A 26570-nucleotide genomic window follows, 5' to 3' on the forward strand; every position below is an offset into this window, starting at 1 on the left:
GTTCCAGGAAAGATTGTGAATATTGTAGGGTAGCTTCTCGATACAATTTTCTCGTACCTCGAAAACCACTCGAAGTGACGCAGTTAATACTAATGTCAGTTCGAGTGTTTATTTTAGTAGGGATAGCGAATAAAATAAGTGTATCTAAATCATCCAAAACATAATATTTCGTATTTTAACAGCAAACTCATTTTATGAAATCTATTTGGTTATTAATGGTACTTGTTGCTAGCTTTTCGGCAAAGGCACAAACCGATTCTTTACAATTCCCTCAGGATTTCTATGGCATCTATAAAGGCGATTTGCAAATTGTAAACGCTCGTGGCAGACAAACCCTTCAAATGGAGTTTCATTTAAACAAAACAGATTCCGTAGGGAAATATCAATACATGTTGGTGTATATTATGAATGGAGAGCGCCAGGAACGCAAATACCATCTTGTTACAAAAGACGCTTCCAAAGGTGAATACCTTGTTGATGAAAACAATGGAATTTTAATCAATGCCAAAGTAATGGACAATACCATTTACAGCATGTATGAAGTGCAGGACAACATATTGACAACTACGGAACGGTTTTATAAAGACGCCATGGATTTTGAAATAACCGTTAGCCATAAAACACAAAAACTCGCAACAGGAACAATAGGCGAAAATGCCATTGAAGTGATTTCATATCCTGTTTTTGCAGTTCAAAAAGCACATTTGCAAAAACAATAACTGACAAAATTTCTTAACGAATATTTGGCTTGCTATTTGCTATATATCTTGTAATTTTACCTTTTAAAACAAAAAAAATGATTGGATATTATATATTAATTGGAGCGATAGCTCTTGTAAGTTGGTTGGTTAGTAATCAATTAAAAAAGAAATTTGCGTTCTATTCTAAAGTACAATTACGTAATGGCATGACTGGTAAAGAAATTGCCGAAAAAATGCTATCGGATAATGGCATCTACGATGTGGAGGTTATTTCTACACCAGGACAGCTTACAGACCATTACAACCCAAAAAACAAAACAGTAAACTTAAGTGAAGCTGTTTATAATCAGCGAAACGCAGCAGCAGCGGCTGTGGCAGCTCATGAATGTGGACATGCTGTTCAACATGCGCAAGCCTATCAATGGTTACAAATGAGGTCTTCTTTGGTGCCTGTTGTAAGTGTGACTTCTGGCATGTCTCAATGGCTAATTATTGGAGGTTTGGTCTTAGGTGGTGCTGCAGGTATTGGCCTTGGTTGGTATGTGGCAGTTGCAGGTGTTCTTTTTATGGGCTTAGCTACTTTGTTTAGTTTTATTACTTTACCTGTGGAATACGATGCCAGTAACAGGGCATTGGCTTGGTTAAAAGCTAAAAACATGGTGACTCCTGAAGAGTATAAAGGGTCTGAAGATGCACTTAAATGGGCGGCAAGAACCTATTTAGTGGCTGCCATTGGCGCTTTAGCTTCTTTATTATATTGGGCTTTGCAAGTTTTTGGTGGCAGTAGGGACTAAGAATCAAAACACATATATATAAACCGAATGCTTTTTTATTAAGGCTTCGGTTTATTTTTTTTGTTACATTTATCAAACTATAACCAATTAAATAATTATGTATGGAAAATCATCCTCAAAATCCGTTTGAACCTACCCAAACAAAAGTGTTGTTAAGTGCTTTGTCTGAAACAGATAGAGTGGCTTTTTATAAAAAAACCTATGCACATGTGGCAGGAGGTGTCTTGGTGTTTATATTGTTTGAATATTTATTGTTGCAAAGTGAAACCATAGTCAATTTTGCTTTGTCCATGACAGAAGGCTTTAAATGGCTCCTGATGTTGGGAGGTTTCATGTTCATTACCAACTATGCTGAAAAAATGACTTTAAAATCAACAGATAAGAACATGCAATATCTGGCCTATGGCTTATACATTTTTGCTGAAGCCTTTATTTTTGTGCCTTTAATTTATATTGCTGCATATTATATGGATTCCGGTCCAGAGTTATTGAATCAGGCTGCCATTGTAACCTTGGCATTGTTTACTGGATTATCGGCAGTGGTGTTTGTTACTAAAAAGGATTTCTCCTTTTTAAGAACAGGTTTAACCATAGGGTTTTTTATTGCTATTGGATTAATTATTGCAGGAACCTTATTCGGGTTTAATTTAGGGCTGTGGTTTTCTGTGGGTATGTGCCTTTTGGCTGGAGGTTCTATCTTATACCAAACATCAAACTTGGTAAACAAATACACAACAGCCGATTATATTCCTGCTGCCTTGGGCTTGTTTGCCTCATTAATGTTGTTGTTCTGGTATGTTTTAAGCATCTTTATGTCAAGGGATTAATTACATTTCAAAAATATTTAAAACCTTCAGCTATTTTAAACTGAAGGTTTTTTTATGCGCAAAAGGCTCATGTTTTCTTGCTTATAACTCTTTATAATCAGTTATATTATAACGTAAATACAATATGAATATACCGAGTATATGTTGAGTATATGTCGACTATATACCGACTTTATGTCGACTTTTACTTACAAATATATTGGCTTAGCCCCATATCAATTTAGTTGTAAAATGAAATTAAGAAAGTGTCCTGATTGATACCTACGAGAATTATAGTCTAAATAAAAGAGCTTTTGAAATTTCAAAAGCTCTTTTTATTATATTTTTATCTGCCTGTCTATTTGCTGATTTAAAGAAATAAAGGTTTCTGTTCTGGAAACCCCTTCAATGGATTGGATATCCTTATTCAACAAATGCATTAAATGTTCATTGTCTTTACAAAGTATTTTAATGAAAATGCTCCAGTTTCCAGTAGTATAATGGCATTCCAAAACTTCTGGTATTTTTTGAAGTTGTTTTACGGCTTCTGGGTTGCTCATGGCCTTATCCAGATAAATACCTACAAAAGCCATAGTGGTATAGCCTAAAACTTTTGGATTGATTACAAATTTAGATCCAGAAATGATTCCAGACTTTTCAAGTTTGCGCAACCGTTGATGAATGGCTGCTCCAGATATCCCAACCTGTCTGGCAATTTCAAGTATGGGAGTTCTGGCATCATGCATTAAGGCGCGTAAAATAGCTTTGTCTATGCCATCTATTTCAATATTTTGGTTTACAACTTTCAAATGATGCTTATATATTTAATGGATTATAGCCTAAATAAGGCACATCGGTTTCAGTAAACGAAATTCCGTAAGCTTCTAATTCTTTTAAAATAGGATCATACACTTCTTTGGTAATAGGTATTTGAACACCAGGAGTTACTATTTTTTCGTTTAGGATTGCTAAGGCTGCAATAGCAACGGGTAATCCAACGGTTTTGGACATGGCTGTATACACACGGTCTTCTCCTAAGGTAACCATGGTGGAATCTATTTGGTGTTTTTGTCCATTAAGTTCATATCCAAACTTGTGGTACATTACGATCATGTCTTTTTCATGATCCTGTAGGGTCCAACTATCTTCCAATATTTTTTGCAATATTTGTGCAGGTGTTGCTTTTTTAAGACCTACCATTTTTTTATTGCTAAATAGATCCAACTCAATAAGTTTATCCCAAACAATATCGTCTTGGTCAATTTTTAAGGCGTGTCTGAATTTTAACTCGACTGAATCTGTTGGGCTATAAGGTAAGAAGGCGTTCACGAAATCACGATAGCTCATGTTTTCGCTGTCTTCAATATGGTATTCATCGTCTGTCATCCCTAACTGTACAAACATGTTCCAAGCCCTGGAAAACCCAACCCGACGCATGGTGCCTCTATAAAGGGTTTTAGCATTTTCCAAACCGTAAGCCGATTGGTATTTTAAGGAATCCCTGTTGGCGTAGGCTTCAAACCTGCCATAACCTTCTACATCCAAGAATTCGGTTCTTCTAAATAGCCTGTTGTATGGAATGTATTTATAAGTGCCTTCCTGTAAAAATTTAGCTGCACCACCTTGTCCTGCAACCACAACGTTTCTTGGATTCCAAGTAAACTTGTAATTCCATAGATTGTTATCGCTTTCAGGAGCTACCAATCCACCAGTAAAAGATTCAAACAAAATAATGTTGCCACCTTTAGCTCTAATTTTGTCTATAACCTGCATGGCACTCATGTGGTCTATTCCAGGATCCACACCAATTTCATTCATAAAAATAAGGCCTTTTTCTGTGGCAGCCTTATCCAGTTTGTGCATTTCCTCACTCACATAAGATGCTGTAACCATGTTTTTGTTGTAGCTGATGCAATCTTTGGCAACTTCTATATGGTATCGAGCTGGCAACATGGAAATAACAATGTCTGAATTTTGAATAGCCTGCTCCCTGGATTTTTTGTCAAAAACATCCAGCATAATAGCCTGGGCGTTGTCATGATCTCCAATGAGTTTTTTGGCATGAGAGAAATTAACATCACCAACAATAATGAGTAAATTCTCTTCTTCCGATTTGTCTAATAGGTATTTTATAAGGTATGATGCGGATTTTCCTGCACCTATAATTAAAATCTTTCGCATAATGAGATTTGTTGAGTATTTTTGCAGCTACGAATGTAATAAATACTAAGGGTTTTAAAAACCCATAACCTTATTTTATATGAACAAAAAGATATTGATTTTAGCTGCCATTTTCGGAATTTTAAGTGTGGTTTTAGGGGCTTTTGCAGCTCATGGTTTAAAAGCATTGATTACAACACAGGCATTGCAAACCTTTGAGACTGGCGTAAGGTATCAAATGTATCATGCTTTACTGTTGCTGTTTGTTGGTAATTCTGCCTTTGTCAACGAAAAATCCAAAAAAGCAATTTTTTATCTCATTCTTTTGGGCATATTGTTTTTTTCGGGTTCTATTTACGGCTTGGCTACAAATGAACTTTCAGGTTTTAATTTTAAAAGCATTGGATTTATTACACCTATTGGGGGATTATTATTGATAGTTTCATGGATAATATTGTTAATAAACTTTTTAAAAATCAAAGGTGATAATTCCTAAAATAAGTGCTTACTTTAAAATAAAATTATAATTTTGCACTTTAAACAACACAAAATAATTATGGTAGATCATACCCAAGCATCCAATACCATTTCTCTGGAATCGTATGGAATTAAAAATGCCAAAGTACATTATCAATTAACTCCAAAACAACTTCACGACATTACCATAGCTAAAGGACAAGGTGTGGAAGCATCCTCTGGGGCCTTAGCTGTGAACACAGGAGAATTTACCGGAAGGTCGCCAAAAGATCGTTTTATTGTAAAGGACAGTATTACAGAAGATAAAGTGTGGTGGGGAAATATCAACATTCCTTTTGAATCGGATAAATTTCAAAAACTATACGATAAAGTAGTCGCTTATCTATCTAATAAAGAAGTTTTTGTTAGGGACAGCTACGCTTGTGCAGATGAAAAATATAAATTAAACATTCGTGTAATTAACGAGCAACCTTGGATGAACATGTTTGCTTACAACATGTTTTTGCGTCCAACGGAAGACGAATTAAAAAACTTTACGCCAGAATGGACCATAGTAAATGCACCAGGTTTTATGGCAGATCCTGAAGTAGATGGTACCAGACAACATAATTTTGCCATTTTGGATTTTACTAGAAAAATAGCATTAATTGGAGGAACAGGTTATACAGGGGAAATTAAAAAAGGCATTTTTTCTGCTTTAAATTTCATTCTACCTGTGTTCAAAAACACTTTGCCTATGCACTGTAGTGCCAATGTTGGTGAAGGTGGAGATACAGCCATATTTTTCGGACTGTCTGGAACAGGAAAAACAACTCTTTCAGCAGATCCAGCCCGTAAACTTATTGGTGATGACGAGCATGGTTGGACCAACGAAAATACAGTTTTTAATTTTGAAGGCGGTTGTTATGCTAAGGTTATAAACTTATCTGAAGAAAACGAACCAGATATTTTTAACGCCATCAAACCAGGAGCCATTCTTGAAAATGTTATTTTGAACGATAAGGGAGAGGTTCAGTTTGATGACACGTCCATTACTCAAAACACACGTGTTAGTTATCCTATATATCATATTAATAACATACAGGTGCCTTCCATTGGCAAGAATCCTAAAAACATCTTTTTCTTAACTGCAGATGCTTTTGGGGTGTTGCCTCCAATTTCACGATTAACTCCTGGTCAGGCTGCTTATCATTTTATTTCTGGATATACAGCAAAAGTGGCTGGTACAGAAGCTGGAATTGATGAGCCTTTACCAAGTTTCTCAGCTTGTTTTGGAGCACCTTTTATGCCACTGCATCCTACTAAATATGCCGAAATGTTAAGTGCCAAGATGAAAGAGGCTGGCGTTAATGTATGGTTGATTAATACGGGATGGACAGGAGGTCCTTATGGTATAGGTAGCAGAATTAAACTTAAATACACCAGAGCTATGATAAGTGCTGCTCTTAAAGGAGATTTAGATGAGGTGACTGATGAAACGTATAGAACACATTCTGTATTTGGCTTAAAACAACCTAGAACCTGTCCAGGTGTGCCAGATGAGGTGTTGAGTTCAAGAGCTACTTGGAACGATGATGAAGGCTATTACAAGGCTGCGTATAAATTATCGGAATCTTTTAGGGAAAACTTTAAAAAGTTTGAAGAGTTTGCAAACGATGAGATTCTTGCAGGTGCTCCAAACGTGAGATAATCTTGTTTTTTAAAGTATATAAAAGTCAGCTATTTAGCTGACTTTTTTATTTCTTAATAAACTCAAAGTCTCGTGTTGTTTAAACCAAGCTATAATTGAATAAAATGCGGTTAATTTTTTATTTTCATACGTAAATTGAACTTAAAATGGATTAACTGCATAATAATTAGATGTATAAACGTAAATAAACTTGTTTTATGTTTTCTAAACAGATATTTTTATACTAAATTTTATAAACTATCATACTATGAAGAAAACTACTTTTTTAATAGCAATGTTATTTGCTTTTTATACTCAATTACATGCCCAATACACCCCAATACCTGATATTGCTTTTGAGCAACAATTGATAAATGATGGGATTGACTCCAATACGATAATAGATGGACAAATTTTAACTTCTGAAGCCAATAATTATTCTGGGGCTTTGGATATTGCCAATAGTGGTATTTCCGATCTAACAGGAATTGAAGCCTTTTTTAACATTACTAGCATCAACTTTAATTACAACGCCGGAATTACAAGTGTGGATTTAACAAACAGTCCTTTGTTGACAAGCATCACAGGAATTGGCTGCTCTGGTTTAACATCCATAAATATTTCTGGATTAGCAAACCTAACCACATTAAATTTAAGGAGTTGTGGCTTGACTTCCATAGATTTAAGTACCAATGTAGCTCTTGAAACTTTGAATATAAGAAAAAATAGTGTTTCTTCCTTGGACTTAAGTCAAAACACAGCCTTAACTTCTTTGGATGCCAAAGAAAATAGTCTGACATTTTTAGATGTGAGAAATGGGAATAACGTTAATGTCACCTTATTTAACGCAGATTCCAATCCGTGTTTAAAATGCGTTTTTGTTGATGATAATACAGGAACTTACCTATCTACTTGGATTAAAGATAACAACAGTGGTTATGTTAATTCAGAAACTGAATGTGATGCTTTGCCTCCTTTAACTCCATCCCAGTGTCCTACTTTAAGTTTTAATGAAATCGAAGATGTTGTTTTCAACATGTATCCAAACCCGGTTAACAACACGCTATACGTGAGTTCAAAATCCAGTCATGCAGTCGTGCAAATCTACAACATTACTGGAAAAGTGATTCTAACCAAAACATTGACTCAAGGTGAAAATGTAGTGAATGTTTCTGCCCTCTCATCTGGCGTTTACTTAGCTAGATTTATATCAGACAACAAAGTGGATACAAAGAAATTAATTATAAAATAAGCACAATTTCTTATAAAAGTTAGTAAGAGCAACCCATGAAAGGTTGCTCTTTTTTTTACGTTCTATGGGTTATGTTATTAGTTTTATCGTTTTTTTTTACATTTTTTAGTTTAAAGTGTTAATTATCAAGATACACAACGGTTTGATTTTTTGGAGGTATTATATGGATGACTTAGATTTATAGTAACAAACTTCAAACAATAATCATGAAAAAAATCATTTATTTTTTTATTGCCGCAGTTGCGTTTCATTACAGCAGCTACGCACAATATACAGCCATTCCAGATGCCAACTTTGAACAGAAATTAATCAGTGGTGGCATTGACACAAATCCTGTAGCAGACAATCAAATCTTAACTGCAGACGCCATGGCTTTTACAGGAGAGCTCAATATTGCCAACAGTGGTATTGCAGATATAACAGGAATTGAGGCCTTTCTTAATATTACGGGAATTAACTTTAACTACAATCCAGATATTTCCAGCGTCAATTTATCCAACAACACTTCTTTGCAAACAGTATCAGGCGTAGGTTGTGCTAACTTGGCTTCCGTAAATGTCTCCGGATTAGCAAACTTAACCACATTAAATTTAAGGAGTTGTGGCTTAACTTCTATAGATTTAAGTACCAATGTGGCTTTGGAAACTTTAAACCTTAGAAAAAACAATCTTGTAAGTTTAGATTTAAGTCAGAATTCCACTATAGATTATGTGGATATCAAGCAAAATCATTTAACGTATTTAGATCTAAGGAACGGTAATCAAACCAATATGCAGCATTTCGATTCAGACAACAACCCGGAGTTATCCTGTATATTTTTTGATGATGCCTCCCTAATAGATAGAGATGCACATATTGTTTGGTTTATTGATGATCTGTCTTATTGTTTGGTAGATAATGAAACGGAATGTACCATGTGTTTAGTTACTTTAGCTACAAATGAAACAACCAAAATGGCCTTTAATATGTATCCAAACCCGGTAAATGGTGCACTGCATATTGAAAGCTATGTGAATGACGCTGATTTAACCATATGCAGTATTACAGGAAAAGTGCTCCTAACAATCCATTTAACAAAAAACGATAATATAATTGATGTTTCTGGTTTAGCTTCTGGAATGTATTTGGCAAGATTTAGTACAGAACACCAATTGGACACTAAAAAATTAATGATTAAATAAGCAGGTTTTTTAAACCTAACAAAAAAGCAACCCATAGGTTGCTCTTTTTGTTATATTCCATTAAAGTAATTTACTTTTTTTTGTTTACATCGTTAATATATTTCTCTAAAGCCATGGTCATGGAAGGGGTTTCAGGCGTTGGAGCAGCAATGTCCACACGTAATCCTTTTTCTTCGGCAGCTTTAATGGTAGTATTTCCAAAAACAGCAATACGTGTGTCGTTTTGCTTGAAATCCGGGAAATTATGGAATAAAGAATCTATTCCAGAAGGACTGAAAAACACTAAAATGTCGTAATACACATCTGCTAAATCAGATAGGTCGCTTATTACAGTTCTATAAAAAATGGCTTTTTTCCAATCTACTTTAAGTTCGTCCAATATTTTAGGGACTTCTGGTTTTAGTTTATCGGTAGTTGGAAGCAAAAAAGTTTCATCTTTGTATTTCTTTATTAAAGGCGACAACTCGGCAAAATTACGTTTCCCAACATATATTTTACGTTTTCTGTAAACTACATACTTCTGTAGATAATAGGCAACAGCTTCAGATTGGCAAAAATATTTCATAGTATCAGGCACTTTAAAGCGCATTTCCTCTGCAACTCTAAAGTAGTGATCTACAGCATTTCTGCTGGTTAAAACAATGGCTGTGTAATTTTTTAAATCAACTTTTTGTAATCTTATTTCTTTGGCATCAACTCCTTCGACATGAATAAAAGGTCTAAAGTCTATTTTAACTTTTTGCTTTTCCTGAAGATCAAAGTAAGGCGAATTTTCGATTTTAGGTTCCGGTTGAGACACTAAAATTGTTTTCACTTTCATAGGCTAGTATGTATTAAACTTTGGTTTCTATAAAAACCTTATATAAAATAATATAAGGTCCAATTTCAAGTGCGCAAAGATATAAAATAAAATAGAAAAAATCTCTTTTAATTAAATTAAGATTTGATTTGTAGGAAGTAAGCAAACCTATAATGTTTATAACGGTTAATAAGATAATAACGGTTAAAACTATGGCCTTATTTGGTGTCATGCTGAAAAGTAAAAGCACATTGATGGGAATAAGTGCCAACCCCAAGTAATTTTTATAACTGGTTTTTTGAAATAGGTATTTGTCCATTAAATTATCTATGCTAAAAAGACTGCCTATAAGTCGTTCCAACAAAACTTTAATCAATATAAATACACCAATACCAAACATGAACTTAAATATTAAAGCAACAGACATTTCTGTGCTTTCAAATAAGGTGTTGTAACATATGAAACCAAAAATTGAAGCAGAAAACAGTAAATTTAAGAACAGCAAACCATCAAATAAATCAATGAATTTTTGATCTTTGGAATACACTTTCAAATAGCTGGAATTGATTAATATGGAGGCAAAATGATTGAATCTTTTTTCAAACAATAATTTTGCGATAGCCACAAAAACCAAGCTAACTACAATTAAGATGATAAAAAAATCGTTTGTGGATGTAGGACGTAACATCTTGTAAAATTATTATAAAAAATAATAGATATTTCATATTTTTTAAGGAATATTTAAAAAACTATCTCTTTTAAATAGATTACATTTGTTGAAATTATATACTTTTTAATGAACGACGCCATTGTTATTATTCCAACCTACAATGAAATTGAGAATATTGAAGCTATTATAAAAGCCGTCTTTTCTCAAAGTAAAGAATTTCATATTTTAGTGGTCGATGACAATTCACCGGATTTAACAGCCAAAAAAGTAACCGAATTAAAACAAGAATTTCAGAAAAACCTGTTTTTGCTTAATCGTAAGGAAAAAACAGGATTGGGAACGGCATATATTGCTGGTTTTAAATGGTGTTTGTCTAAAGGGTACAAGTATATTTTTGAAATGGATGCCGATTTTTCTCACGATCCCAACGATTTAATAAAGCTTTACAATGCTTGCCATGTAGACGGAGCAGATGTGGCCATAGGCTCCAGGTATATTAAGGGCGTGAATGTGGTAAATTGGCCTATGAGCCGAATTTTACTGTCTTATTTTGCCTCAAAATATGTCAGGTTCATTACCAGAATGAAGATTGAAGACACCACAGCTGGATTTATTTGTTACAAAAGAGCTGTTTTGGAAGCCATTAATTTGGATAAGATAGAGTTTGTGGGCTATGCCTTTCAAATTGAAATGAAATTTAAAGCCTATTTAAAAAAGTTTCAAATTGTTGAGGTTCCAGTTATTTTTACAGACCGAAAAAGAGGGAAATCAAAAATGAGTGGAGGCATCATCTCCGAAGCCATTTTTGGTGTCATTAAAATGAAATTAAAAAGTATTTTCAATAGCAAATAACATGAGCAACATACTAATTAAGAATGCTAAAATAGTTAATGAAGGACAGATTTTTGAAGGAGACATTCTTATTGAAAACGACATCATTAAAGAGGTTTCCAATTCCATAAGTGCCAAATCCTCAAATGTAAAAATTATCGATGCCGAAGGAAACTATGTCATTCCAGGAGTTATAGATGATCAAGTGCATTTTAGGGAACCTGGTTTAACGCACAAGGCAACTATTGAAACCGAATCCAAAGCTGCCATTGCTGGAGGTATTACTTCGTATATTGAGATGCCAAATACCAACCCACAAACCACAACCATAGAGGCTTTAAACGAGAAGTTTAAAATAGCATCCGAAACCTCTTATGCCAATTATTCTTTTATGTTTGGTGGCACAAACGATAATTTAGAGGAAATTTTAAAAGTAAACCCCAAAGAAGTTGCTGGTTTAAAATTGTTTTTAGGCTCCTCTACCGGAAATATGCTGGTGGATAATCCGGAAGTATTGGAAAATATATTTTCCAGTACAGATATGATAATTTCTGTGCATTGTGAAGATGAAGCAACCATTAAAGCCAACCTGGAAGTGTATAAAAAGCAATATGGAGACAATATTCCTATAAAGCTTCATCCACATATTAGAAGTGAAAAGGCCTGTTATATTTCTTCTTCTAAAGCCATAGAATTGGCAAAAAAAACAGGAGCTAGATTGCATGTGTTTCATTTATCCACTGGAATTGAAACCAAACTGTTTTCAAACAAAATACCATTAAAAGACAAAAAAATAACTGCCGAAGTTTGTGTTCACCATTTGTGGTTTAGCGAAGAGGATTACGATACTAAAGGGACACTGATAAAATGGAATCCTGCTGTTAAAACCGCAAAAGATAGGGAAGAACTATGGAAAGCCTTTTTGGACGGAAGAATAGATGTCCTGGCTACGGATCATGCACCACATACCCTAGAAGAAAAAAAACAAGTGTATACCAAAGCACCTTCTGGAGGACCTTTGGTTCAGCATGCCTTAGTGGCCATGTTGGAGGCTCATCATAAAGGTAAAATCTCCATGGAAAAGTTGGTGGAGAAAATGTGCCACAATCCAGCCATCCTATTTCAAATTGAAAAAAGAGGCTTTATAAAAGAAGGGTATTTTGCCGATTTGGTTATTGTAAACCTAAACAACCCTTGGACCGTAAACAAACAAAACATATTGTATAAATGTGGCTGGTCACCCTTCGAAGGAACAGCTTTTAAATCCAGGGTTACCCATACCATATTAAATGGTCATTTAGTATATGAGAATTCTAAGTTTAGTGCTACCAAACATGGAAAACGACTAACATTTAACAGATAAATGAAAAACATATTCATTGCCATAACGCTTTTTTCACTTATAACTTCCTGTTATGATGCCGAAAAACCCAAGAAACCTGAGAACCTTCTTTCTAAAGACAAAATGGTAGAGGTTCTATTGGATGTGTCCCTGTTGAATGCTGCAAAAGGTATTAACAAATCCATCCTGGAAAAAAATGGAATTGTACCAGACCCTTATGTTTATGACAAACATAACATAGACAGTTTACAGTTTTTAAACAGCAATAATTATTATACATATTATATAAACGATTATCAGGAAATTATTAATAAAGTAAACGACAGTTTAAAAACTTTAAGAACTAAGTATAATGTGCTGTATGAAAAAGAAAAGTACGAAGAGAAAAAATTAGATTCCATAAAACGATCCAAGCGTAAAAATAAAGGCTTTATTAAAGAAGACATTATCCCAACTAAAACCTTGGAAAATAATTAATGCTCTTTTAAAAAAATGCTAGCAACCTCTGTAATGCTTTTTTCAAGTGGTTTAAATTGATAGTTCAATTGGTTTTTTAGTTTAGTATTACCGTAAACCGATTTAGAATTTAATGTATGGACCAGTTGTTTGCTTAATCGTCTTCGTTTTCCTGTTAATTTGTGTTTCAACCAATCCAATCTCCAGCCCATTTGCAACAACAAAGAACTGGCTTTTTTTGAAGGTGCTTTAACATTTAAGGAAGTTGCTATTTTGTCAATAAATTGTTTATAGGGCCAATTTTCAGAAACCAAGATAAAGCGTTCGTTTTTAATAGGACTCTCCATAAGTTTCATCATAGGCAATACAACATCTTCTATACCCACATATCCAGTTACCCCTTTGGTATAAAAGGGTAAACCGTTGTAAACTTTTTTAAAGATATTCCCACTTCCGTAGTTCCAGATTCCTGGACCAATAATCACACCAGGATTTACTATTACAGCATCTAAACCTTCTTGTGTGCCTCGCCAAACTTCCATTTCTGCACCATATTTTGTGATACTATAAACACTGTTGTCAGCTTCTGGGTTCCAAAGCGTAAGTTCATTTAAAGTATCTTTACTTGTAGCGCTGCCAATAGTAGCAACAGAGCTTACATAACACAGTTTTTCAATTTTATTCGCGATACTTAGGTTAACTATGTTTGCTGTGCCTTCAATATTGGTTTTTCTCAATAAGTGGTATTTATCAGGTTCAAAAGACACAAAAGCAGCAGCATGGTAAACATGTGTTATTCCTTTAAAGGCTTCTGTTAAAAGAGGAATGTCCAACAAATCTGCTTCAACCCAATCAATTTTATTGAAAAGGATATCTGGGTTTTCAGAATAATAGGAAAAGATTTTTTTTGTTAAAGCGAGTTTGTTCTTATTCCTATAAATTGCCCTTACAGGATTGTTGTTTGTTGTTAATTGGTACAGTAGATGCGAACCAACCAATCCAGTGCCTCCAGTTACTAATATCATGAAACTAAAATAAAGAATTATTAATAAAGAGAGAGTAATTATTCATTGATTTTTATCTTTGCCGCAATTAAATATTAAAACAGAAATAATGACCAATAAATTTGTTGAAGAGCTACGTTGGAGAGGTATGGTACACGATATCATGCCTGGAACTGAAGAACAATTAAATAAAGAGAGCACAACTGCTTATATAGGGTTTGATCCTACTTCAGATTCTTTGCATATTGGTAGTTTGGTTCCTATTATTTTATTGGTTCATCTTAAAAAAGCAGGTCATAAGCCCATAGCCTTGGTTGGAGGTGCCACTGGAATGATTGGCGACCCTTCAGGGAAAAGTGATGAGCGCAATTTGCTGGACGAAGAAACATTGAACAAAAATGTACAGGGAATTAAAAATGTCCTTTCAAGGTTTTTGGATTTTGATTCTAAAGAAGAAAATGCACCTGTTTTAGTTAACAATTACGATTGGATGAAAAACTTTTCATTCATAGACTTTGCTAGAGACGTCGGGAAGCGTATTACAGTAAACTATATGATGGCCAAGGATTCGGTAAAAAAACGGTTTTCCGGAGAAGAAGGCAATGTAGGCATGTCTTTTACAGAATTTACCTACCAACTTATACAAGGTTACGATTTTTACCATTTGCATAAACACTACAATTGCTTGTTGCAAATGGGTGGAAGTGACCAATGGGGAAACATCACTACAGGAACCGAATTGGTAAGACGTATGAATGTAGGGAAGGAAGCCAAAGCTTTTGCAATGACTTGCCCTTTGATTACCAAAGCCGATGGTTCTAAATTTGGAAAAAGTGAAGGTGGTAATATTTGGTTGGATGCAGACAAAACCTCTGTGTATAAATTTTATCAGTTTTGGTTGAATACTAGCGATGAAGATGCCGAAAAATATATAAAAATTTTCACCTTTTTAGATAAAGAAACCATAGAAGCTCTAGTGGAAGAACACAAACAAATGCCACATATGCGTTTGTTGCAAAAACGTTTGGCAGAAGAGGTGACCACCTTTGTGCATTCCAAAGCCGATTTTGAAAATGCTGAGAAAGCCTCGAACATACTGTTTAGTAAATCGTTTAAAGATGATATCAAAACCTTGGACGAAAAGACCTTTTTAGATGTTTTTGAAGGAGTGCCACAAGCCGAAATCCCTCAAACAGATTTAAATGAAGGCCTGGATATGATTGCAGCCCTTTCAGCTAAAACAAATTTCTTGGCATCCAATAGTGAAGCCAGAAGGGCATTAAAGGAAAATGCCGTATCCGTAAACAAAGAAAAAGTAACAGAAGATTACCAGCTTACAGCTAACGATTTAATAAACAACAAGTATATCATCTTAAATAAAGGAAAAAAGAACACCTATATTATTAAAGTGATTTAAAATAAAAGCGTCCCAAAATATTGGGACGTTTTGCTTTTTTATATAAACGGGTTTATTCCTTTTTTTAGATAATTCAGTTAGTGTAATTAGTGCTTAAAACTTATAAGGCCATCAAGTTACAGCCTCTAATGTCAGAATTGTCGAATCTTCCAATAATTTCAAAGTTGCCATTTTTATATACACGACCCAAATCTTGCGTAGCAATAAAAGCGCAGGAATTTACGTTGGCCAAATCTATAATATTGATGCCTCCAGTTTTATTGTTATCTAAAATTGTTAAGGCATCTTCAGTATCTCTGGCAAAAACCTTCATGGTCTTGGAACATTCAAAAACACCATTTCCTTTGGAATAAGCTTGACTCAATAATTCAGTCATGCCATATTCACTGTGTATTTGTTTTGTCCCAAACCCTTTTTTAAGTCTCTCATGAAGTTCTTCCCTAACCAGTTCTTTACGTCTGCCTTTCATGCCACCTGTTTCCATTACTATGGTGTTCTTTAATTGAAATGGATGTTGTTCAATTAAATCCAAAAGGGCAAAAGACACACCTATTAACAGGACGTTTTCATTAGCAATTTCCAGCTGAATTAACGTGTCTTTTAATTCTGAAAGGTTATCTAAATAAAATCCACTTTTAGGTTTTTTGGATTGTTTTATTAAAGCGTCCACCATATAAATTAAGGAAGAACCATCACGCTCCAAATAACTTGGCAATAAGGCCAAAACAGTATAATCTTCTATATTTCCATAAAACTGTTCAAAGCCTTGATTAAAACTTTTTTCGTATAATTTTAAATCAGTAATGTGGTGTTTGCTGGTTGTGTTTCCGGTTGTACCAGAACTGGTGAATGTTTTCTCTATGGCTTGATTAGAACTCAAGATCTTATGCGTTTTAAAAAATTGGATAGGGAGAAAGGGAATCTCCTTTAAAGAGCACACATCACTAGGATTGATGTAGAGTAAATCGCAAAAGGAACGGTACACAACATTGTTTTCAAATTGAAAATTGAAAATTTTAAAAGCCATGTCTTCGAATGTGGCTTTTGAATGTAATTGAAAAATGTCTGTTGTGTTTATCATATTAAATCAAGTCTCAACAAAAGTATGTAAAATAAAAAAGCGTTACCAATTTTGATAACGCTTTTAAAATTTATACTAATAAATGATTATTTCACCACTAACTTTTTAGTGAGAACTTGTCCATTTTGAGAAATTTTCATAATGTAAACACCTGTTGTTAAGGTAGACACATCCAATCTATTGTTGTTTACAGTGTTATTCAATACTTGTTTTCCTAAAATATCAAAAACAGCTACGTTAATAATATCGTTGGTCTTACTGGTAATGTTAACATAACCTGTAGATGTTGGGTTTGGATAGATTGAAAACGTGTTAAAGGAATAATCTTTAGTAGAAATAGTAGCAGATTTTATTAGCTCTACATTGTCAATAAGTAAACCTGCTGCATCTGTACTTCTTAAAGAAAAAATCACTTCTAAATCCCCAGCAGTTGGTGTAAACTCATAAGTTATTAATGTCCAACCATTAGATGTTGATAAAACTGTGTAGCTTTCATAAGAAGAATAATTCCCATCGTAAAATGCATTTCTAATTTCCCCATTGCCTTTGGCGTAGTAGGTTAACCTGTAAGGCTCGTTTGATGCTGTAATAGCAACATTAGTAAATCGTTTGTGTGAAGTACTTGTATTCACTAAATTAAGCGAGACAGATCCATCTTGGGCATCAGGAGATTCAGAAACGTTAGATAAAGCAATGCTTGTTCTAGATCCATTCCAACCATCTGGTAATCCACCTGTCCAAGTTTCAAAGCTTGCATTGCTAAGCTCATTTTGAGCTGTAGTGGTTAAAGTAAATAGGGTAACAAATAAAAAGTAAATGTGTTTCATGATAAATATGAGTTTAAAAATGTAAATGAAGTGGCGAATATACTATAAAAAAAAGACTGACATTTAAGCCAGTCTTTAATAAATTGTAAATTTTTTATAATTATTTCACCACTAACTTTTTAGTGATAACTTGTCCATTTTGAGAAATTTTCATAATGTAAACACCTGTTGTTAACGTAGACACATCCAATCTATTGTTGTTTACAACGTTATTCAATACTTGTTTTCCTAAAATATCAAAAACAGCTACGTTAATAATATCGTCGGTTTTACTGCTAATGTTAACAAAGCCTGTAGAGGTTGGGTTTGGATATACACTAAATTGATTGGCTTGTACATTCGCTACAGATAAAGTTGTAGGAGTTACATTTGCCCATTGCGTACCAATTCTCAATTCATCCATAACAATTCCAGGAGTTTCAGATGGAGAGTCTTGTCTAATTAAAAATTGGGTGAACGTGTTTCCAGATGAAGTAGAAGCTTCAGAGACATCAGCAGCTGGTTCAGCCACACCCAAAGAAGGATTTACCCAAGCGTTTACCGTATCGTTGTCAATATCATAATTAAAAACTATAAATATTTCATCATTAACAGAAAAATCAGTTCCAGATGTAATTTGGGTTAAAGTACCTCCATTACTGATACCAATTTGATATGTTGATGCTCCTGTTGGTGAAATCCATAGTCTTGATTCGTAACTTCCACCATCATTTCTTAATACAGCAAAATATCCATCTTGTGGCGCTGCATCAATAGAGGTCACTTTAAGCATAAAAGAAGCGTAAATAGTTCCTGAACTTGTTGGTGTAAAATCTACAACAGGATCTGCTCCTGAACCATCAAAAGAAATAGAGTTTCCAACGCCGTTTAAAGAGGAATAAGATAAATTTCCAGCTTCTATAAGTACATCGTCTCCAGAAAAGTAATTTGTCCAAGCAGGTTGATTAGCTAAGGCTTCACCTACAGTGTAGTCAAAAGACTCTAAAAAAGGAAGTGTTTGTACTTCAGCAATTGTAAAAGATACAGACGTAGTTACTGGAGATCCTAAAGGATTGTGGTTGGTATCCACTAACTCTAAGTTTACAGTATGTGTTCCAGCAGCTAAACCAGTTAAATTTATTGGGTTAGTATCATATTTCATTATCACACTTCCACCATCTACTGTGTAATGTATGTGACCATCTGTTGGAATATCAAAGTTTTGAACACTTATCTCAACATCTACATCAGAAGTGTAAAGTAAGGCACCATCTGTTGGAGCAGTAACTGCAATACTAGGAGTAGATTGAGCAACTATTTGAAAATCGTCTGCAATTATCGTAGACGAATCCACAAAACCTGACACATCATAAAAACGCAAACCAAAATCAACATTTCCAGTAGTGGTTGCAGTATATTCATAGCTTAATGTTTGCCAAACTCCCACTAGAGTTTCGTCAGAATATCCTTGATATCCATCAGCATATAGCCTAGCTTGACTTAAAGCGTCTACTTGATAGATTTGTACAGATACATCATACACCAAACCAGCTTGAACAGGTACAGATTGTCTAAAATCCGTGTTGCTCTGTGTGCCAGTGGTAACTTCAAAGTTTATGGCAGAAGATCCTTCTGCAACAATTGTAGTTTCTTGTGTAAGTGTTGTTCCAGATTCAGATGTCCATGAATCTACAACTCCTCCAGTCCAACTTTCAAAACCACCATTTACGGCAATATTTTGCCCAAATGTAAAAGCAGTTGTAATAAAAGTAATTAGTAAAAAGTAAATTTTTTTCATAATTGATTATTTGTATATATAAAATTAGGTTAGCAAATATAAGAATTTATTGACTAAAAATAATTAGAATCCATAATTAATTGGCTATTTTACAATTATATAACACAAAAGTTATAATTACCTAATAACAAGTTTTCTAGTGGTTGAAATGTTGTTTTCGGTTACCTTAATAATATAAACCCCAGCTTTTAACTTGGAAACATTCAGCTCTTTTTGTAAAAGGGTAACCGTTAGGATGCTTTTACCCAAAACATTGTAAATCTCAATGTGTTTTGGGGCATTGTTTTTTGAAGTAATATAGACCTTTCCCGTACTTACTGGATTGGGATAAATGGAAAGGTTCTCAATATCCGAAGGCTCGTTTAAAACCAAATCGTTAGACTGGCCAAATCCCTTAAATGCGAGCAAGCCAATAGCCAATGTTAGAATGTAAACGTATTGCTTTTTCATAAAAAATGGATTTATATAAAGTTACTAAATAATGTCAAAAAATGTACCAAAATAATGTTAAACCTGCTTTTGTTGTTAAAACAATGTAAGGTTCGTGTTACCTAATTGTTATTTGTCTGTGCTTAAGCTTAAAATATTTCTCAATAATAGTATCTTTACCTTGTAATATGGAAACACGAATTATATGAATGAAAAGGATATAAAAATTCTTTTGGTTGATGACGAACCAGATATTTTGGAAATAGTTGGTTACAATCTGTCTAATGAAGGCTACCAAGTTATTACTGCCGAAAACGGTATTAAAGCCATAAAAAAAGCTAAAAAGGAAAAACCTCAGTTGATTATCTTGGATTTAATGATGCCAGATATGGATGGGATTGAAACCTGCGAAAACATAAGGAACATCCCAGAACTGAACAATACCGTAATTACCTTTTTAACTGCCAGGGGAGAAGATTATTCTCAAGTGGCTGGATTTGATGCTGGTGCAGACGATTATATTACCAAACCCATTAAGCCTAAATTACTGGTAAGCAAGGTAAAAGCCCTTTTAAGGCGTTTTAAAGACGATGAGGTGGAAGAGGCAGTAGTGAAAATAGGCCAACTCATTATTAATAGGGAAGCTTATAAAGTCACCTATAAAAACAAGGATATAGTCCTGCCCAGAAAAGAATTTGAATTACTATCTTTATTAACTTCCAAACCAGGAAAAGTTTTTAAACGAGAAGAGATTTTGGATAAAGTTTGGGGAAATGAAGTGATTGTTGGAGGGAGGACCATAGATGTGCATATTAGGAAACTTCGGGAAAAAATAGGCGATACATCCTTCAAGACCGTTAAAGGTGTAGGTTACAAGTTTATCGACTGATGCAGAAACTTAAAAAAACATATAAATTCGCTATTAAAACAGCGTTGTATATTACTGTTTCAACAACACTCTTATTGGGTGTTTTTTTGTTTGCTACGGGCAACTTAACTTTATTGATCCTTTTGTTTGCAGTAGTTTGCTATTTTGTGAGTTTTTTTATTATTCAATATAGGGCCGAACGTTTTATTTACAGACGTGTAAAAAAAATCTACGACGACCTAACTTTGTTGGAATCCACCTCTTTAACAAAAAAACCAATCACAACCGATATGGCAACACTTACCAAGGAAATTGATAAGTATGCCAGAGATAAAAAATTGGAAATTGAATCCCTTAAGATTAGGGAAGCCTATAGAAAGGAGTTTATAGGGAATGTGTCCCATGAATTAAAAACGCCACTATTTACAGTTCAAGGCTATTTGCTGACTTTAATTGATGGTGCCATTAACGATAAAAAAATCAGGGAGAAGTATTTAAACAGAGCCAATAAAGGCGTGGAAAGGCTTATCTATATTGTAAAGGATTTAGATATGATCACCAAATTTGAAGCAGGCGATTTAAGACTGAACATCACTACTTTTGATATTGTTGAATTGATAAAAAGCGTCTTCGACCTTCTTGAAATGAAAGCTTCAAAGAAAAAAATCACTCTCACCTTTGATATAGATTACAACAAACCCATTTTGGTAAATGCCGATTTTGAACGTATCCAACAGGTCATAACCAATCTGGTTGTAAACTCCATAAAATACGGAAGGGAAAAAGGCACGACAGAAATTAGTATAGAAAATTTAATAAAAAATAAGGTCATTGTCCGGATAACCGATAATGGCGAAGGCATTGCCGAAGCAAATTTAGCTAGGGTTTTTGAGCGTTTTTACAGAGTGGATAAAAGTGGCTCCAGAAAAGAAGGTGGCTCTGGTTTAGGACTATCTATAGTAAAACATATTATTGAAGCCCACGACGAAAAAATTTATGTAGAGAGCGAACTTGGTGTTGGAAGCGAGTTTTCATTCAGTCTTGAAAAGGCCGAATAGTTTTTTGTAGTTTAACTCATATCCAAAATCGTTCAACCCTTTATAATCAATTACTCTTTCAAGCTCTTTTAAGTCAAAATCTTCTTGATTGCAATAAGGTGCCAAGCCTTGCCTGTCCAATCTTTCAGCTAAATATTCTTGTTCAAATTGCCCAGGAGTAGGGATAAAAAAGGCCTGCTTTCTTAATTTGGTCAAATCCATAATGGTTGTATAACCAGACCTTGAAATAATTAATTTGCTTTGGTTTAAAGATGTTTCCAACAAGTCACTGGTCATAAAATTATAAACAGTTATGTTATTTATTTGCTCCTTTTTTTGGTGTTTCTCTACAATACCTTTTATAAATAAAACAGAACCTGAAAATAATTTAAACATGTTTAATAATTTTTTCTCAAGTAACGTTCGTTGAGGTTCTGGACCAGAAAGCAATACCATCACCTCATATTCGATAGGACATTCTTTTTTTACAAACCTGCTTATTGGACCAATATATTTTATAGGAATCTGGTTTGTGTCCATATGTCCAAGCTTGCCACTTAAATTGGGAGTGCCATGGTAATCTGGAACCCAACATTCATTAAACTGCTTCATAGCCTTTAAATGAAGCTTGGTGCTAATCCATGTGGTAGTCCCACTTAAAACCTGTAGTTGGTGAGTGATAAATACGCAAGGAACAAGCTTATTGTAAACTCCCAATCTATTATCCGAAACAATGCCATGGATGTTTTCTGTTTCTATAAGCTGTTTTACAATTTTTTTTTCAGCTTTTATGGCGTTAAGCAATTTGGGTGCGCGTTGTAAGAGTTTCAGTTTAAACAAATGCTTGTTTTTTGCATACCTAATGTGGTAGGATGGCAGCTCAAAACTGTCCAATCCTGGAAATTCTTTTCTTAAAAGCTCCAGTGCATAACCATCACTAGCTATTACAGGTGTGAATTGCTGTTGGATTAAAGCTTCAATAATTGGGATGCATCTGGTTGCATGGCCCAATCCCCAATTTAAAGGCGCAACTAAAATTCGTTTGTTCATATACGTAAAAACAAAGATAAGGATATTACCACTTGCATATATTTCCTTAATTTTACCGAATGATATTTTAATTGTAAAATTTATTACGTGGGAAGTAAAAATAAATTAAAACGCTTTAAGGAAAACGAAACGTTTGAAAATGTATTTCAGCCCAAAAGGGATGAATTGGTAAACAATCAATTTCCCTTAAAGGGAAACTGGAACAAAACCTATTTTAAAAACAGCAATCCCTTGGTATTGGAATTGGGCTGTGGCAAAGGGGAATACACAGTTGCATTGGCAAAGAAATATCCAAATAAAAATTTTATTGGTATCGATATAAAAGGGGCCAGGTTTTGGCGAGGGGCCAAAACAGCTTTGGAAGAAGGTTTACCAAATGCAGCGTTTTTACGTACACAGATAGAACTGGTTGATGATGCTTTTGCAAACAATGAAGTGGATGAAATTTGGATTACTTTTCCAGACCCTCAGATTAAGTATAAGCGAACCAAGCACAGAATGACCAATTCAGGGTTTTTAAAACGTTATAAAAACATATTAAAACCAGATGGTGTGGTAAATTTAAAAACCGATAGCGAGTTTATGCATGGCTACACACTTGGATTGCTCCATGGCGAAGGACATGAGGTGCTTTATGCCAACCATAATGTGTATAAACAGGAAGGCAGCCCAGAAGATGTGACTGGCATTCAAACATTTTATGAGAGCCAATATTTAGAACAAAACAAACCAATTACGTATATTCGATTTAAAATCAAGTAAATTTTGAGTTTAACAGCCCTTTTTTTTATTGCCATGCTAGTGGCTTTTTTAGCAGCAGTTCCTCCAGGGTTGTTAAACATGACTGCTGCTAAAATTAGCTTGAAAGAAGGTCATGCCAGAGGGATTATGTTTTCTTTGGGAGCCTCCTTGACTTTTCTCTTCCAAACGCTTATTGCCACAGTTTTTGCCAGATATTTAAGCAAACATCCAGATGTAATAGATATACTTCAGCAAGTGGCTTTTGTGATTTTTGTTTTAATTACCATTTACTTTTTGCTTATTGCAAAAAAACAATCCAAACCAGACACAGAATTAGAAACCAAAAGCAAGCGAAGCAGGTTCTTTCAAGGTATGTTTTTGTCCAGTATCAACATGTTTCCCATACCTTTTCAAGCATATATTACCATTACCATTGCTTCATTTGGATGGTTGACGTTTGATAAACCTGGAATTTCCACCTATGTTGCAGGAGCAGCCATGGGGTCTTTTACCAATTTATATGTATATATTTTCTTTTTCGACAAAATAAAAAAGACCAAAGAAACTTCGCAAACAAACATGAATTACATTATAGGTGTCATTACTGGAATAATTTCCATTATTACCTTAATAAGTATTCTTAGAAAATATTATTAATTGCTCCATGCAAACAGAAACACTTAGTTTTTTCGACAAAGTTTATCAAGTGGCAAAACAAATCCCTTATGGTCGTGTAACCAGTTATGGAGCCATAGCCAAGTATCTTGGAGCAGCAAGAAGCGCCAGAATGGTTGGTTATGCCATGAATGGTTCGCATAATAAAGATGTTCCAGCACATCGTGTGGTAAACAGAAAGGGGTTGCTAACGGGAAAACATCATTTTGAAGGCACCAATTTAATGCAGCAACTCTTGGAAAGTGAAGGTGTTCTAGTAACAGACAATCAAATTCAGAATTTTGAGGAGGTGTTTTGGGATCCTTCTAAGGAATTGTAATTATTTGTAAGTTCTTGAAAAATCAGGAAATAATTATAAATCCACAATACAATAACGAAACCAAATCCAAACATCAATCATTTCAATTAAACTTTTTCAAATTCTAAACTATTCGCTGTATATTTGCATTTTAGAATGATTCTTAATAATTAAAAATGAGTCATATAAAATAGGACAAAAATATCTGTTTTATGGACTGTTTTTTTAGATATAGTTTACCATGAAATTAAACAAACAAGACATATTAAAAGCGCTTGAAACCATTTCGGCACCTGGAGAAGGAAAAAATATGGTGGAAAGTGGCGCAGTAAAAAACGTTGTGACTTTTGCCGATGAGGTTATTGTTGATATTGCCATAAACAACCCAAGCCTACAAGCCAAAAAGAAAACTGAAGTCGAGATTATGAAAACCATTCACGATTTGGTTTATGAAAAAGCTAAAATTACGGTAAACGTAAAAGTTGATGCGCCAACAAAATCTGCTCCTAATGTTATTAAAGGAAAACAGATTCCAGGTATTCAAAACATTATAGCCGTAGCCTCTGGAAAAGGTGGTGTGGGAAAATCTACAGTCACTGCCAATTTGGCTGTGACCTTGTCTAAAATGGGCTTTAAAGTGGGAGTTTTAGATGCCGATATTTATGGACCTTCAGTTCCCATGATGTTTCAAGTTGAAAACGAAAAACCTTTGGCCGTAAACATTGAAGGAAAATCCAAAATGAAGCCGGTTGAGAATTATGGTGTAAAAATACTGTCCATAGGGTTTTTTACGCAACCTAACCAAGCAGTAGTATGGAGAGGTCCTATGGCTGCCAAAGCCTTAAATCAAATGATTTTCGATGCCCATTGGGGAGAATTGGATTTTATGCTCATAGATTTACCTCCAGGAACAGGAGACATTCATTTAAGTATCATGCAATCCTTACCAATAACTGGAGCTGTTGTAGTTAGCACACCTCAAAATGTGGCTCTGGCAGATGCTAAAAAAGGTGTTGCCATGTTCCAACAGGAAAGCATTAATGTGCCTGTATTGGGAATTATTGAAAACATGGCTTACTTTACACCAGAAGAGCTACCAGATAACAAGTATTATATTTTTGGACAGGAAGGAGCCAAACACTTGGCCAACGATTTAAATGTTCCATTTTTAGGAGAGATTCCTTTGGTTCAAAGCATTCGTGAAGCTGGAGACGTAGGTCGTCCTGCTGCTTTGCAAACAGCAACGCCTTTAGAAGAGGCTTTTGAGACCTTAACACAACAAGTGGTTCAAGAAGTGGTAAAACGCAATACCAATTTGCCACCAACCGAAGCGATAAAAATTACAACCATGGCTGGATGTTCGGCCGTAAAGAAATAGGTTATGACTACAGAAGAACTTAAAATGAACATTGAAAAAGCGCTAGACGAAATCCGTCCGTTTTTACAAAGTGATGGTGGTGATATTTCATTACTATCCATAGAGGATGATAAGCTGGTTAAAGTACAACTGCAAGGTGCTTGTGTAGGTTGCAGTGTAAACCAAATGACCCTTAAGTCTGGCGTTGAAATGACCATTAAAAAGTATGCACCTCAAATAGAACAAGTTATTAATATAGACGCTTAAATTATTAAAAAACCTTAAATGTGACTTTTGTCACATTTAATTAATAAAGTAAATAATAACTTTGTCTCTTGAAATTTACAATTCATGATTAAAACAGATATTCTTATTATTGGAGCTGGTCCAACAGGCTTATTTGCCGTTTTTGAAGCAGGATTACTAAAATTAAAATGTCATTTAATAGACGCTTTACCACAACCAGGAGGACAGTGTTCAGAAATTTATCCAAAAAAACCTATCTATGATATCCCAGGTTTTCCAGAAATTTTAGCAGATGATTTAACCAAAAACCTTTTGGAGCAATGTAAGCAATTTGAGCCAGGTTTTACACTTGGGGAACGTGCTGAAACTATTGACAAGCAAGAGGATGGTACCTTTATTGTAACTACAAACAAAGGCACCAAACACCAAGCTCCAGTAGTTGCCATTGCTGGAGGTTTAGGAAGTTTTGAACCTAGAAAGCCATTAATTCACAATATTGAATACTTTGAAGATAAAGGCGTGGAATACTTTATTAAAGATCCAGAAAAATACAGAAACAAACGCGTGGTTATTTCTGGAGGTGGTGATTCTGCACTGGATTGGAGCATCTTTTTATCTGATGTTG

At 34.5% G+C, this 26570-nt stretch carries 29 protein-coding genes; 19 read left to right on the forward strand and 10 right to left on the reverse strand.

The genetic code is table 11. The features are described 5' to 3' along the window. Window positions 1-194: 194 nt before the first annotated feature. The 3 genes from AACY93_RS11155 to AACY93_RS11165 all read left to right on the forward strand — a co-directional run bounded on the left by AACY93_RS11155 (window position 195) and on the right by AACY93_RS11165 (window position 2322). Window positions 195-719, forward strand: coding sequence for a hypothetical protein (locus tag AACY93_RS11155; RefSeq protein WP_286852878.1), 525 nt, complete (start codon window positions 195-197; stop codon window positions 717-719). A gap of 77 nt (window positions 720-796) precedes the next feature. Further along, window positions 797-1495 (forward strand): zinc metallopeptidase, encoded by a 699-nt coding sequence (locus tag AACY93_RS11160; RefSeq protein WP_286852877.1) that lies wholly within the window; start codon window positions 797-799, stop codon window positions 1493-1495. Between the two features lie 101 nt (window positions 1496-1596). After that, on the forward strand, window positions 1597-2322 hold the full coding sequence (locus AACY93_RS11165) for a Bax inhibitor-1 family protein (RefSeq protein ID WP_007649134.1): 726 nt from the start codon (window positions 1597-1599) through the stop codon (window positions 2320-2322). Window positions 2323-2639: 317 nt separating this feature from the next. Here the strand turns inward: AACY93_RS11165 and AACY93_RS11170 are convergent, their stop codons facing one another. Both AACY93_RS11170 and AACY93_RS11175 read right to left on the reverse strand, forming a co-directional pair. Continuing rightward, window positions 2640-3110: an Lrp/AsnC ligand binding domain-containing protein gene (locus AACY93_RS11170; RefSeq protein ID WP_007649133.1), complete on the reverse strand. Its 471-nt coding sequence runs from the start codon at window positions 3108-3110 to the stop codon at window positions 2640-2642. A gap of 7 nt (window positions 3111-3117) precedes the next feature. After that, on the reverse strand, window positions 3118-4482 hold the full coding sequence (locus tag AACY93_RS11175; RefSeq protein ID WP_007649132.1) for a saccharopine dehydrogenase C-terminal domain-containing protein: 1365 nt from the start codon (window positions 4480-4482) through the stop codon (window positions 3118-3120). Between the two features lie 79 nt (window positions 4483-4561). On the opposite strand from AACY93_RS11175, the gene AACY93_RS11180 reads away from it, so the two are divergent. The 4 genes from AACY93_RS11180 to AACY93_RS11195 all read left to right on the forward strand — a co-directional run bounded on the left by AACY93_RS11180 (window position 4562) and on the right by AACY93_RS11195 (window position 9040). Continuing rightward, the gene (locus AACY93_RS11180) at window positions 4562-4957 is read left to right on the forward strand and encodes a DUF423 domain-containing protein (protein ID WP_286852876.1); all 396 of its coding nucleotides are present in this window, start codon (window positions 4562-4564) and stop codon (window positions 4955-4957) included. Between the two features lie 60 nt (window positions 4958-5017). Then, complete coding sequence (pckA, locus tag AACY93_RS11185) at window positions 5018-6628, forward strand: phosphoenolpyruvate carboxykinase (ATP) (protein WP_286852875.1); 1611 nt, start codon at window positions 5018-5020, stop codon at window positions 6626-6628. A gap of 247 nt (window positions 6629-6875) precedes the next feature. Next, a complete protein-coding gene (locus tag AACY93_RS11190; RefSeq protein WP_286852874.1) occupies window positions 6876-7859 on the forward strand; it encodes a T9SS type A sorting domain-containing protein in 984 nt (327 codons plus the stop codon). 206 nt (window positions 7860-8065) lie between these two features. Beyond that, window positions 8066-9040, forward strand: a complete 975-nt coding sequence (locus AACY93_RS11195) for a T9SS type A sorting domain-containing protein (protein ID WP_286852873.1) — start codon at window positions 8066-8068, stop codon at window positions 9038-9040. 70 nt (window positions 9041-9110) lie between these two features. Here the strand turns inward: AACY93_RS11195 and AACY93_RS11200 are convergent, their stop codons facing one another. Further along, window positions 9111-9860, reverse strand: a complete 750-nt coding sequence (locus AACY93_RS11200) for a uroporphyrinogen-III synthase (protein ID WP_286852872.1) — start codon at window positions 9858-9860, stop codon at window positions 9111-9113. 13 nt (window positions 9861-9873) lie between these two features. Beyond that, window positions 9874-10527 (reverse strand): DUF4271 domain-containing protein, encoded by a 654-nt coding sequence (locus AACY93_RS11205; protein WP_286852871.1) that lies wholly within the window; start codon window positions 10525-10527, stop codon window positions 9874-9876. 108 nt (window positions 10528-10635) lie between these two features. Here AACY93_RS11205 and AACY93_RS11210 point away from each other — a divergent pair, with 108 nt between their 5' ends. From AACY93_RS11210 to AACY93_RS11220, 3 genes are read left to right on the forward strand one after another with little or no spacing between them, the layout of a single operon-like run. Beyond that, complete coding sequence (locus AACY93_RS11210; RefSeq protein WP_286852870.1) at window positions 10636-11361, forward strand: polyprenol monophosphomannose synthase; 726 nt, start codon at window positions 10636-10638, stop codon at window positions 11359-11361. Between the two features lies 1 nt (window position 11362). Then, window positions 11363-12703: a dihydroorotase gene (locus tag AACY93_RS11215; protein WP_286852869.1), complete on the forward strand. Its 1341-nt coding sequence runs from the start codon at window positions 11363-11365 to the stop codon at window positions 12701-12703. Next, complete coding sequence (locus tag AACY93_RS11220; protein ID WP_286852868.1) at window positions 12704-13159, forward strand: DUF4296 domain-containing protein; 456 nt, start codon at window positions 12704-12706, stop codon at window positions 13157-13159. It begins immediately after the preceding gene. Here the strand turns inward: AACY93_RS11220 and AACY93_RS11225 are convergent. Further along, on the reverse strand, window positions 13156-14163 hold the full coding sequence (locus AACY93_RS11225) for an NAD-dependent epimerase/dehydratase family protein (RefSeq protein ID WP_286852867.1): 1008 nt from the start codon (window positions 14161-14163) through the stop codon (window positions 13156-13158). The two genes, AACY93_RS11220 and AACY93_RS11225, sit on opposite strands and share 4 nt — an antisense overlap. Before the next feature lie 88 nt (window positions 14164-14251). Between AACY93_RS11225 and tyrS the strand changes: the two genes are divergently transcribed. After that, entirely contained in the window at window positions 14252-15559 is a 1308-nt protein-coding gene (gene tyrS / locus AACY93_RS11230) for a tyrosine--tRNA ligase (protein ID WP_286852866.1), read from the forward strand. 100 nt (window positions 15560-15659) lie between these two features. Here the strand turns inward: tyrS and AACY93_RS11235 are convergent, their stop codons facing one another. The 4 genes from AACY93_RS11235 to AACY93_RS11250 all read right to left on the reverse strand — a co-directional run bounded on the left by AACY93_RS11235 (window position 15660) and on the right by AACY93_RS11250 (window position 19694). Next, window positions 15660-16640, reverse strand: coding sequence for an acyl transferase (locus AACY93_RS11235; RefSeq protein ID WP_286852865.1), 981 nt, complete (start codon window positions 16638-16640; stop codon window positions 15660-15662). 86 nt (window positions 16641-16726) lie between these two features. Next, window positions 16727-17467: a T9SS type A sorting domain-containing protein gene (locus tag AACY93_RS11240; protein WP_286852864.1), complete on the reverse strand. Its 741-nt coding sequence runs from the start codon at window positions 17465-17467 to the stop codon at window positions 16727-16729. Between the two features lie 100 nt (window positions 17468-17567). Further along, on the reverse strand, window positions 17568-19244 hold the full coding sequence (locus AACY93_RS11245; protein ID WP_286852863.1) for a DUF6130 family protein: 1677 nt from the start codon (window positions 19242-19244) through the stop codon (window positions 17568-17570). Between the two features lie 117 nt (window positions 19245-19361). Beyond that, window positions 19362-19694, reverse strand: a complete 333-nt coding sequence (locus AACY93_RS11250) for a T9SS type A sorting domain-containing protein (RefSeq protein ID WP_286852862.1) — start codon at window positions 19692-19694, stop codon at window positions 19362-19364. Window positions 19695-19878: 184 nt separating this feature from the next. Between AACY93_RS11250 and AACY93_RS11255 the strand changes: the two genes are divergently transcribed. Both AACY93_RS11255 and AACY93_RS11260 read left to right on the forward strand, forming a co-directional pair. Beyond that, entirely contained in the window at window positions 19879-20562 is a 684-nt protein-coding gene (locus AACY93_RS11255) for a response regulator transcription factor (protein WP_286852861.1), read from the forward strand. After that, complete coding sequence (locus AACY93_RS11260) at window positions 20562-21599, forward strand: ATP-binding protein (RefSeq protein WP_286852860.1); 1038 nt, start codon at window positions 20562-20564, stop codon at window positions 21597-21599. The genes AACY93_RS11255 and AACY93_RS11260 overlap by 1 nt, the downstream gene beginning before the upstream one ends. On the opposite strand, the gene AACY93_RS11265 is transcribed toward AACY93_RS11260, so the two are convergent. Continuing rightward, complete coding sequence (locus AACY93_RS11265) at window positions 21573-22628, reverse strand: glycosyltransferase family protein (protein WP_286852859.1); 1056 nt, start codon at window positions 22626-22628, stop codon at window positions 21573-21575. The genes AACY93_RS11260 and AACY93_RS11265 overlap by 27 nt on opposite strands. 87 nt (window positions 22629-22715) lie before the next feature. On the opposite strand from AACY93_RS11265, the gene trmB reads away from it, so the two are divergent. The 6 genes from trmB to AACY93_RS11295 all read left to right on the forward strand — a co-directional run. Continuing rightward, window positions 22716-23390: a tRNA (guanosine(46)-N7)-methyltransferase TrmB gene (gene trmB, locus AACY93_RS11270; RefSeq protein WP_007649098.1), complete on the forward strand. Its 675-nt coding sequence runs from the start codon at window positions 22716-22718 to the stop codon at window positions 23388-23390. Window positions 23391-23393: 3 nt separating this feature from the next. Then, window positions 23394-24026, forward strand: a complete 633-nt coding sequence (locus AACY93_RS11275; protein ID WP_273006638.1) for a LysE family transporter — start codon at window positions 23394-23396, stop codon at window positions 24024-24026. Between the two features lie 7 nt (window positions 24027-24033). Next, window positions 24034-24363 carry an MGMT family protein gene (locus tag AACY93_RS11280; protein WP_273006640.1) on the forward strand — a complete coding sequence of 110 codons (330 nt, stop codon included), beginning with the start codon at window positions 24034-24036 and terminating at the stop codon, window positions 24361-24363. A 220-nt stretch (window positions 24364-24583) separates the two neighbouring features. Continuing rightward, entirely contained in the window at window positions 24584-25720 is a 1137-nt protein-coding gene (locus AACY93_RS11285; RefSeq protein WP_273006642.1) for an Mrp/NBP35 family ATP-binding protein, read from the forward strand. Window positions 25721-25723: 3 nt separating this feature from the next. Beyond that, complete coding sequence (locus AACY93_RS11290; RefSeq protein WP_007649083.1) at window positions 25724-25966, forward strand: NifU family protein; 243 nt, start codon at window positions 25724-25726, stop codon at window positions 25964-25966. An 84-nt stretch (window positions 25967-26050) separates the two neighbouring features. Then, window positions 26051-26570: NAD(P)/FAD-dependent oxidoreductase (locus tag AACY93_RS11295; RefSeq protein WP_339612006.1), on the forward strand; the 520-nt coding region annotated here is incomplete at its 3' end.

The sequence above is a fragment of the uncultured Xanthomarina sp. genome (assembly GCF_963971605.1).
Lineage (GTDB): Bacteria > Bacteroidota > Bacteroidia > Flavobacteriales > Flavobacteriaceae > Xanthomarina > Xanthomarina gelatinilytica.

Coding starts and splice junctions, on each gene's coding strand:
- AACY93_RS11255 (WP_286852861.1), top strand. CDS start 19,879: ATGAATGAAAAGGATATAAAAATTCTTTTGGTTGATGACGAACCAGAT.
- AACY93_RS11175 (WP_007649132.1), bottom strand. CDS start 4,482: ATGCGAAAGATTTTAATTATAGGTGCAGGAAAATCCGCATCATACCTT.
- AACY93_RS11190 (WP_286852874.1), top strand. CDS start 6,876: ATGAAGAAAACTACTTTTTTAATAGCAATGTTATTTGCTTTTTATACT.
- AACY93_RS11215 (WP_286852869.1), top strand. CDS start 11,363: ATGAGCAACATACTAATTAAGAATGCTAAAATAGTTAATGAAGGACAG.
- AACY93_RS11220 (WP_286852868.1), top strand. CDS start 12,704: ATGAAAAACATATTCATTGCCATAACGCTTTTTTCACTTATAACTTCC.
- AACY93_RS11210 (WP_286852870.1), top strand. CDS start 10,636: ATGAACGACGCCATTGTTATTATTCCAACCTACAATGAAATTGAGAAT.
- AACY93_RS11240 (WP_286852864.1), bottom strand. CDS start 17,467: ATGAAACACATTTACTTTTTATTTGTTACCCTATTTACTTTAACCACT.
- AACY93_RS11290 (WP_007649083.1), top strand. CDS start 25,724: ATGACTACAGAAGAACTTAAAATGAACATTGAAAAAGCGCTAGACGAA.
- AACY93_RS11280 (WP_273006640.1), top strand. CDS start 24,034: ATGCAAACAGAAACACTTAGTTTTTTCGACAAAGTTTATCAAGTGGCA.
- AACY93_RS11160 (WP_286852877.1), top strand. CDS start 797: ATGATTGGATATTATATATTAATTGGAGCGATAGCTCTTGTAAGTTGG.
- AACY93_RS11250 (WP_286852862.1), bottom strand. CDS start 19,694: ATGAAAAAGCAATACGTTTACATTCTAACATTGGCTATTGGCTTGCTC.
- pckA (WP_286852875.1), top strand. CDS start 5,018: ATGGTAGATCATACCCAAGCATCCAATACCATTTCTCTGGAATCGTAT.
- AACY93_RS11265 (WP_286852859.1), bottom strand. CDS start 22,628: ATGAACAAACGAATTTTAGTTGCGCCTTTAAATTGGGGATTGGGCCAT.
- AACY93_RS11235 (WP_286852865.1), bottom strand. CDS start 16,640: ATGATAAACACAACAGACATTTTTCAATTACATTCAAAAGCCACATTC.
- AACY93_RS11180 (WP_286852876.1), top strand. CDS start 4,562: ATGAACAAAAAGATATTGATTTTAGCTGCCATTTTCGGAATTTTAAGT.
- AACY93_RS11285 (WP_273006642.1), top strand. CDS start 24,584: ATGAAATTAAACAAACAAGACATATTAAAAGCGCTTGAAACCATTTCG.
- AACY93_RS11165 (WP_007649134.1), top strand. CDS start 1,597: ATGGAAAATCATCCTCAAAATCCGTTTGAACCTACCCAAACAAAAGTG.
- AACY93_RS11260 (WP_286852860.1), top strand. CDS start 20,562: ATGCAGAAACTTAAAAAAACATATAAATTCGCTATTAAAACAGCGTTG.
- AACY93_RS11225 (WP_286852867.1), bottom strand. CDS start 14,163: ATGATATTAGTAACTGGAGGCACTGGATTGGTTGGTTCGCATCTACTG.
- AACY93_RS11195 (WP_286852873.1), top strand. CDS start 8,066: ATGAAAAAAATCATTTATTTTTTTATTGCCGCAGTTGCGTTTCATTAC.
- AACY93_RS11205 (WP_286852871.1), bottom strand. CDS start 10,527: ATGTTACGTCCTACATCCACAAACGATTTTTTTATCATCTTAATTGTA.
- tyrS (WP_286852866.1), top strand. CDS start 14,252: ATGACCAATAAATTTGTTGAAGAGCTACGTTGGAGAGGTATGGTACAC.
- AACY93_RS11155 (WP_286852878.1), top strand. CDS start 195: ATGAAATCTATTTGGTTATTAATGGTACTTGTTGCTAGCTTTTCGGCA.
- AACY93_RS11245 (WP_286852863.1), bottom strand. CDS start 19,244: ATGAAAAAAATTTACTTTTTACTAATTACTTTTATTACAACTGCTTTT.
- AACY93_RS11200 (WP_286852872.1), bottom strand. CDS start 9,860: ATGAAAGTGAAAACAATTTTAGTGTCTCAACCGGAACCTAAAATCGAA.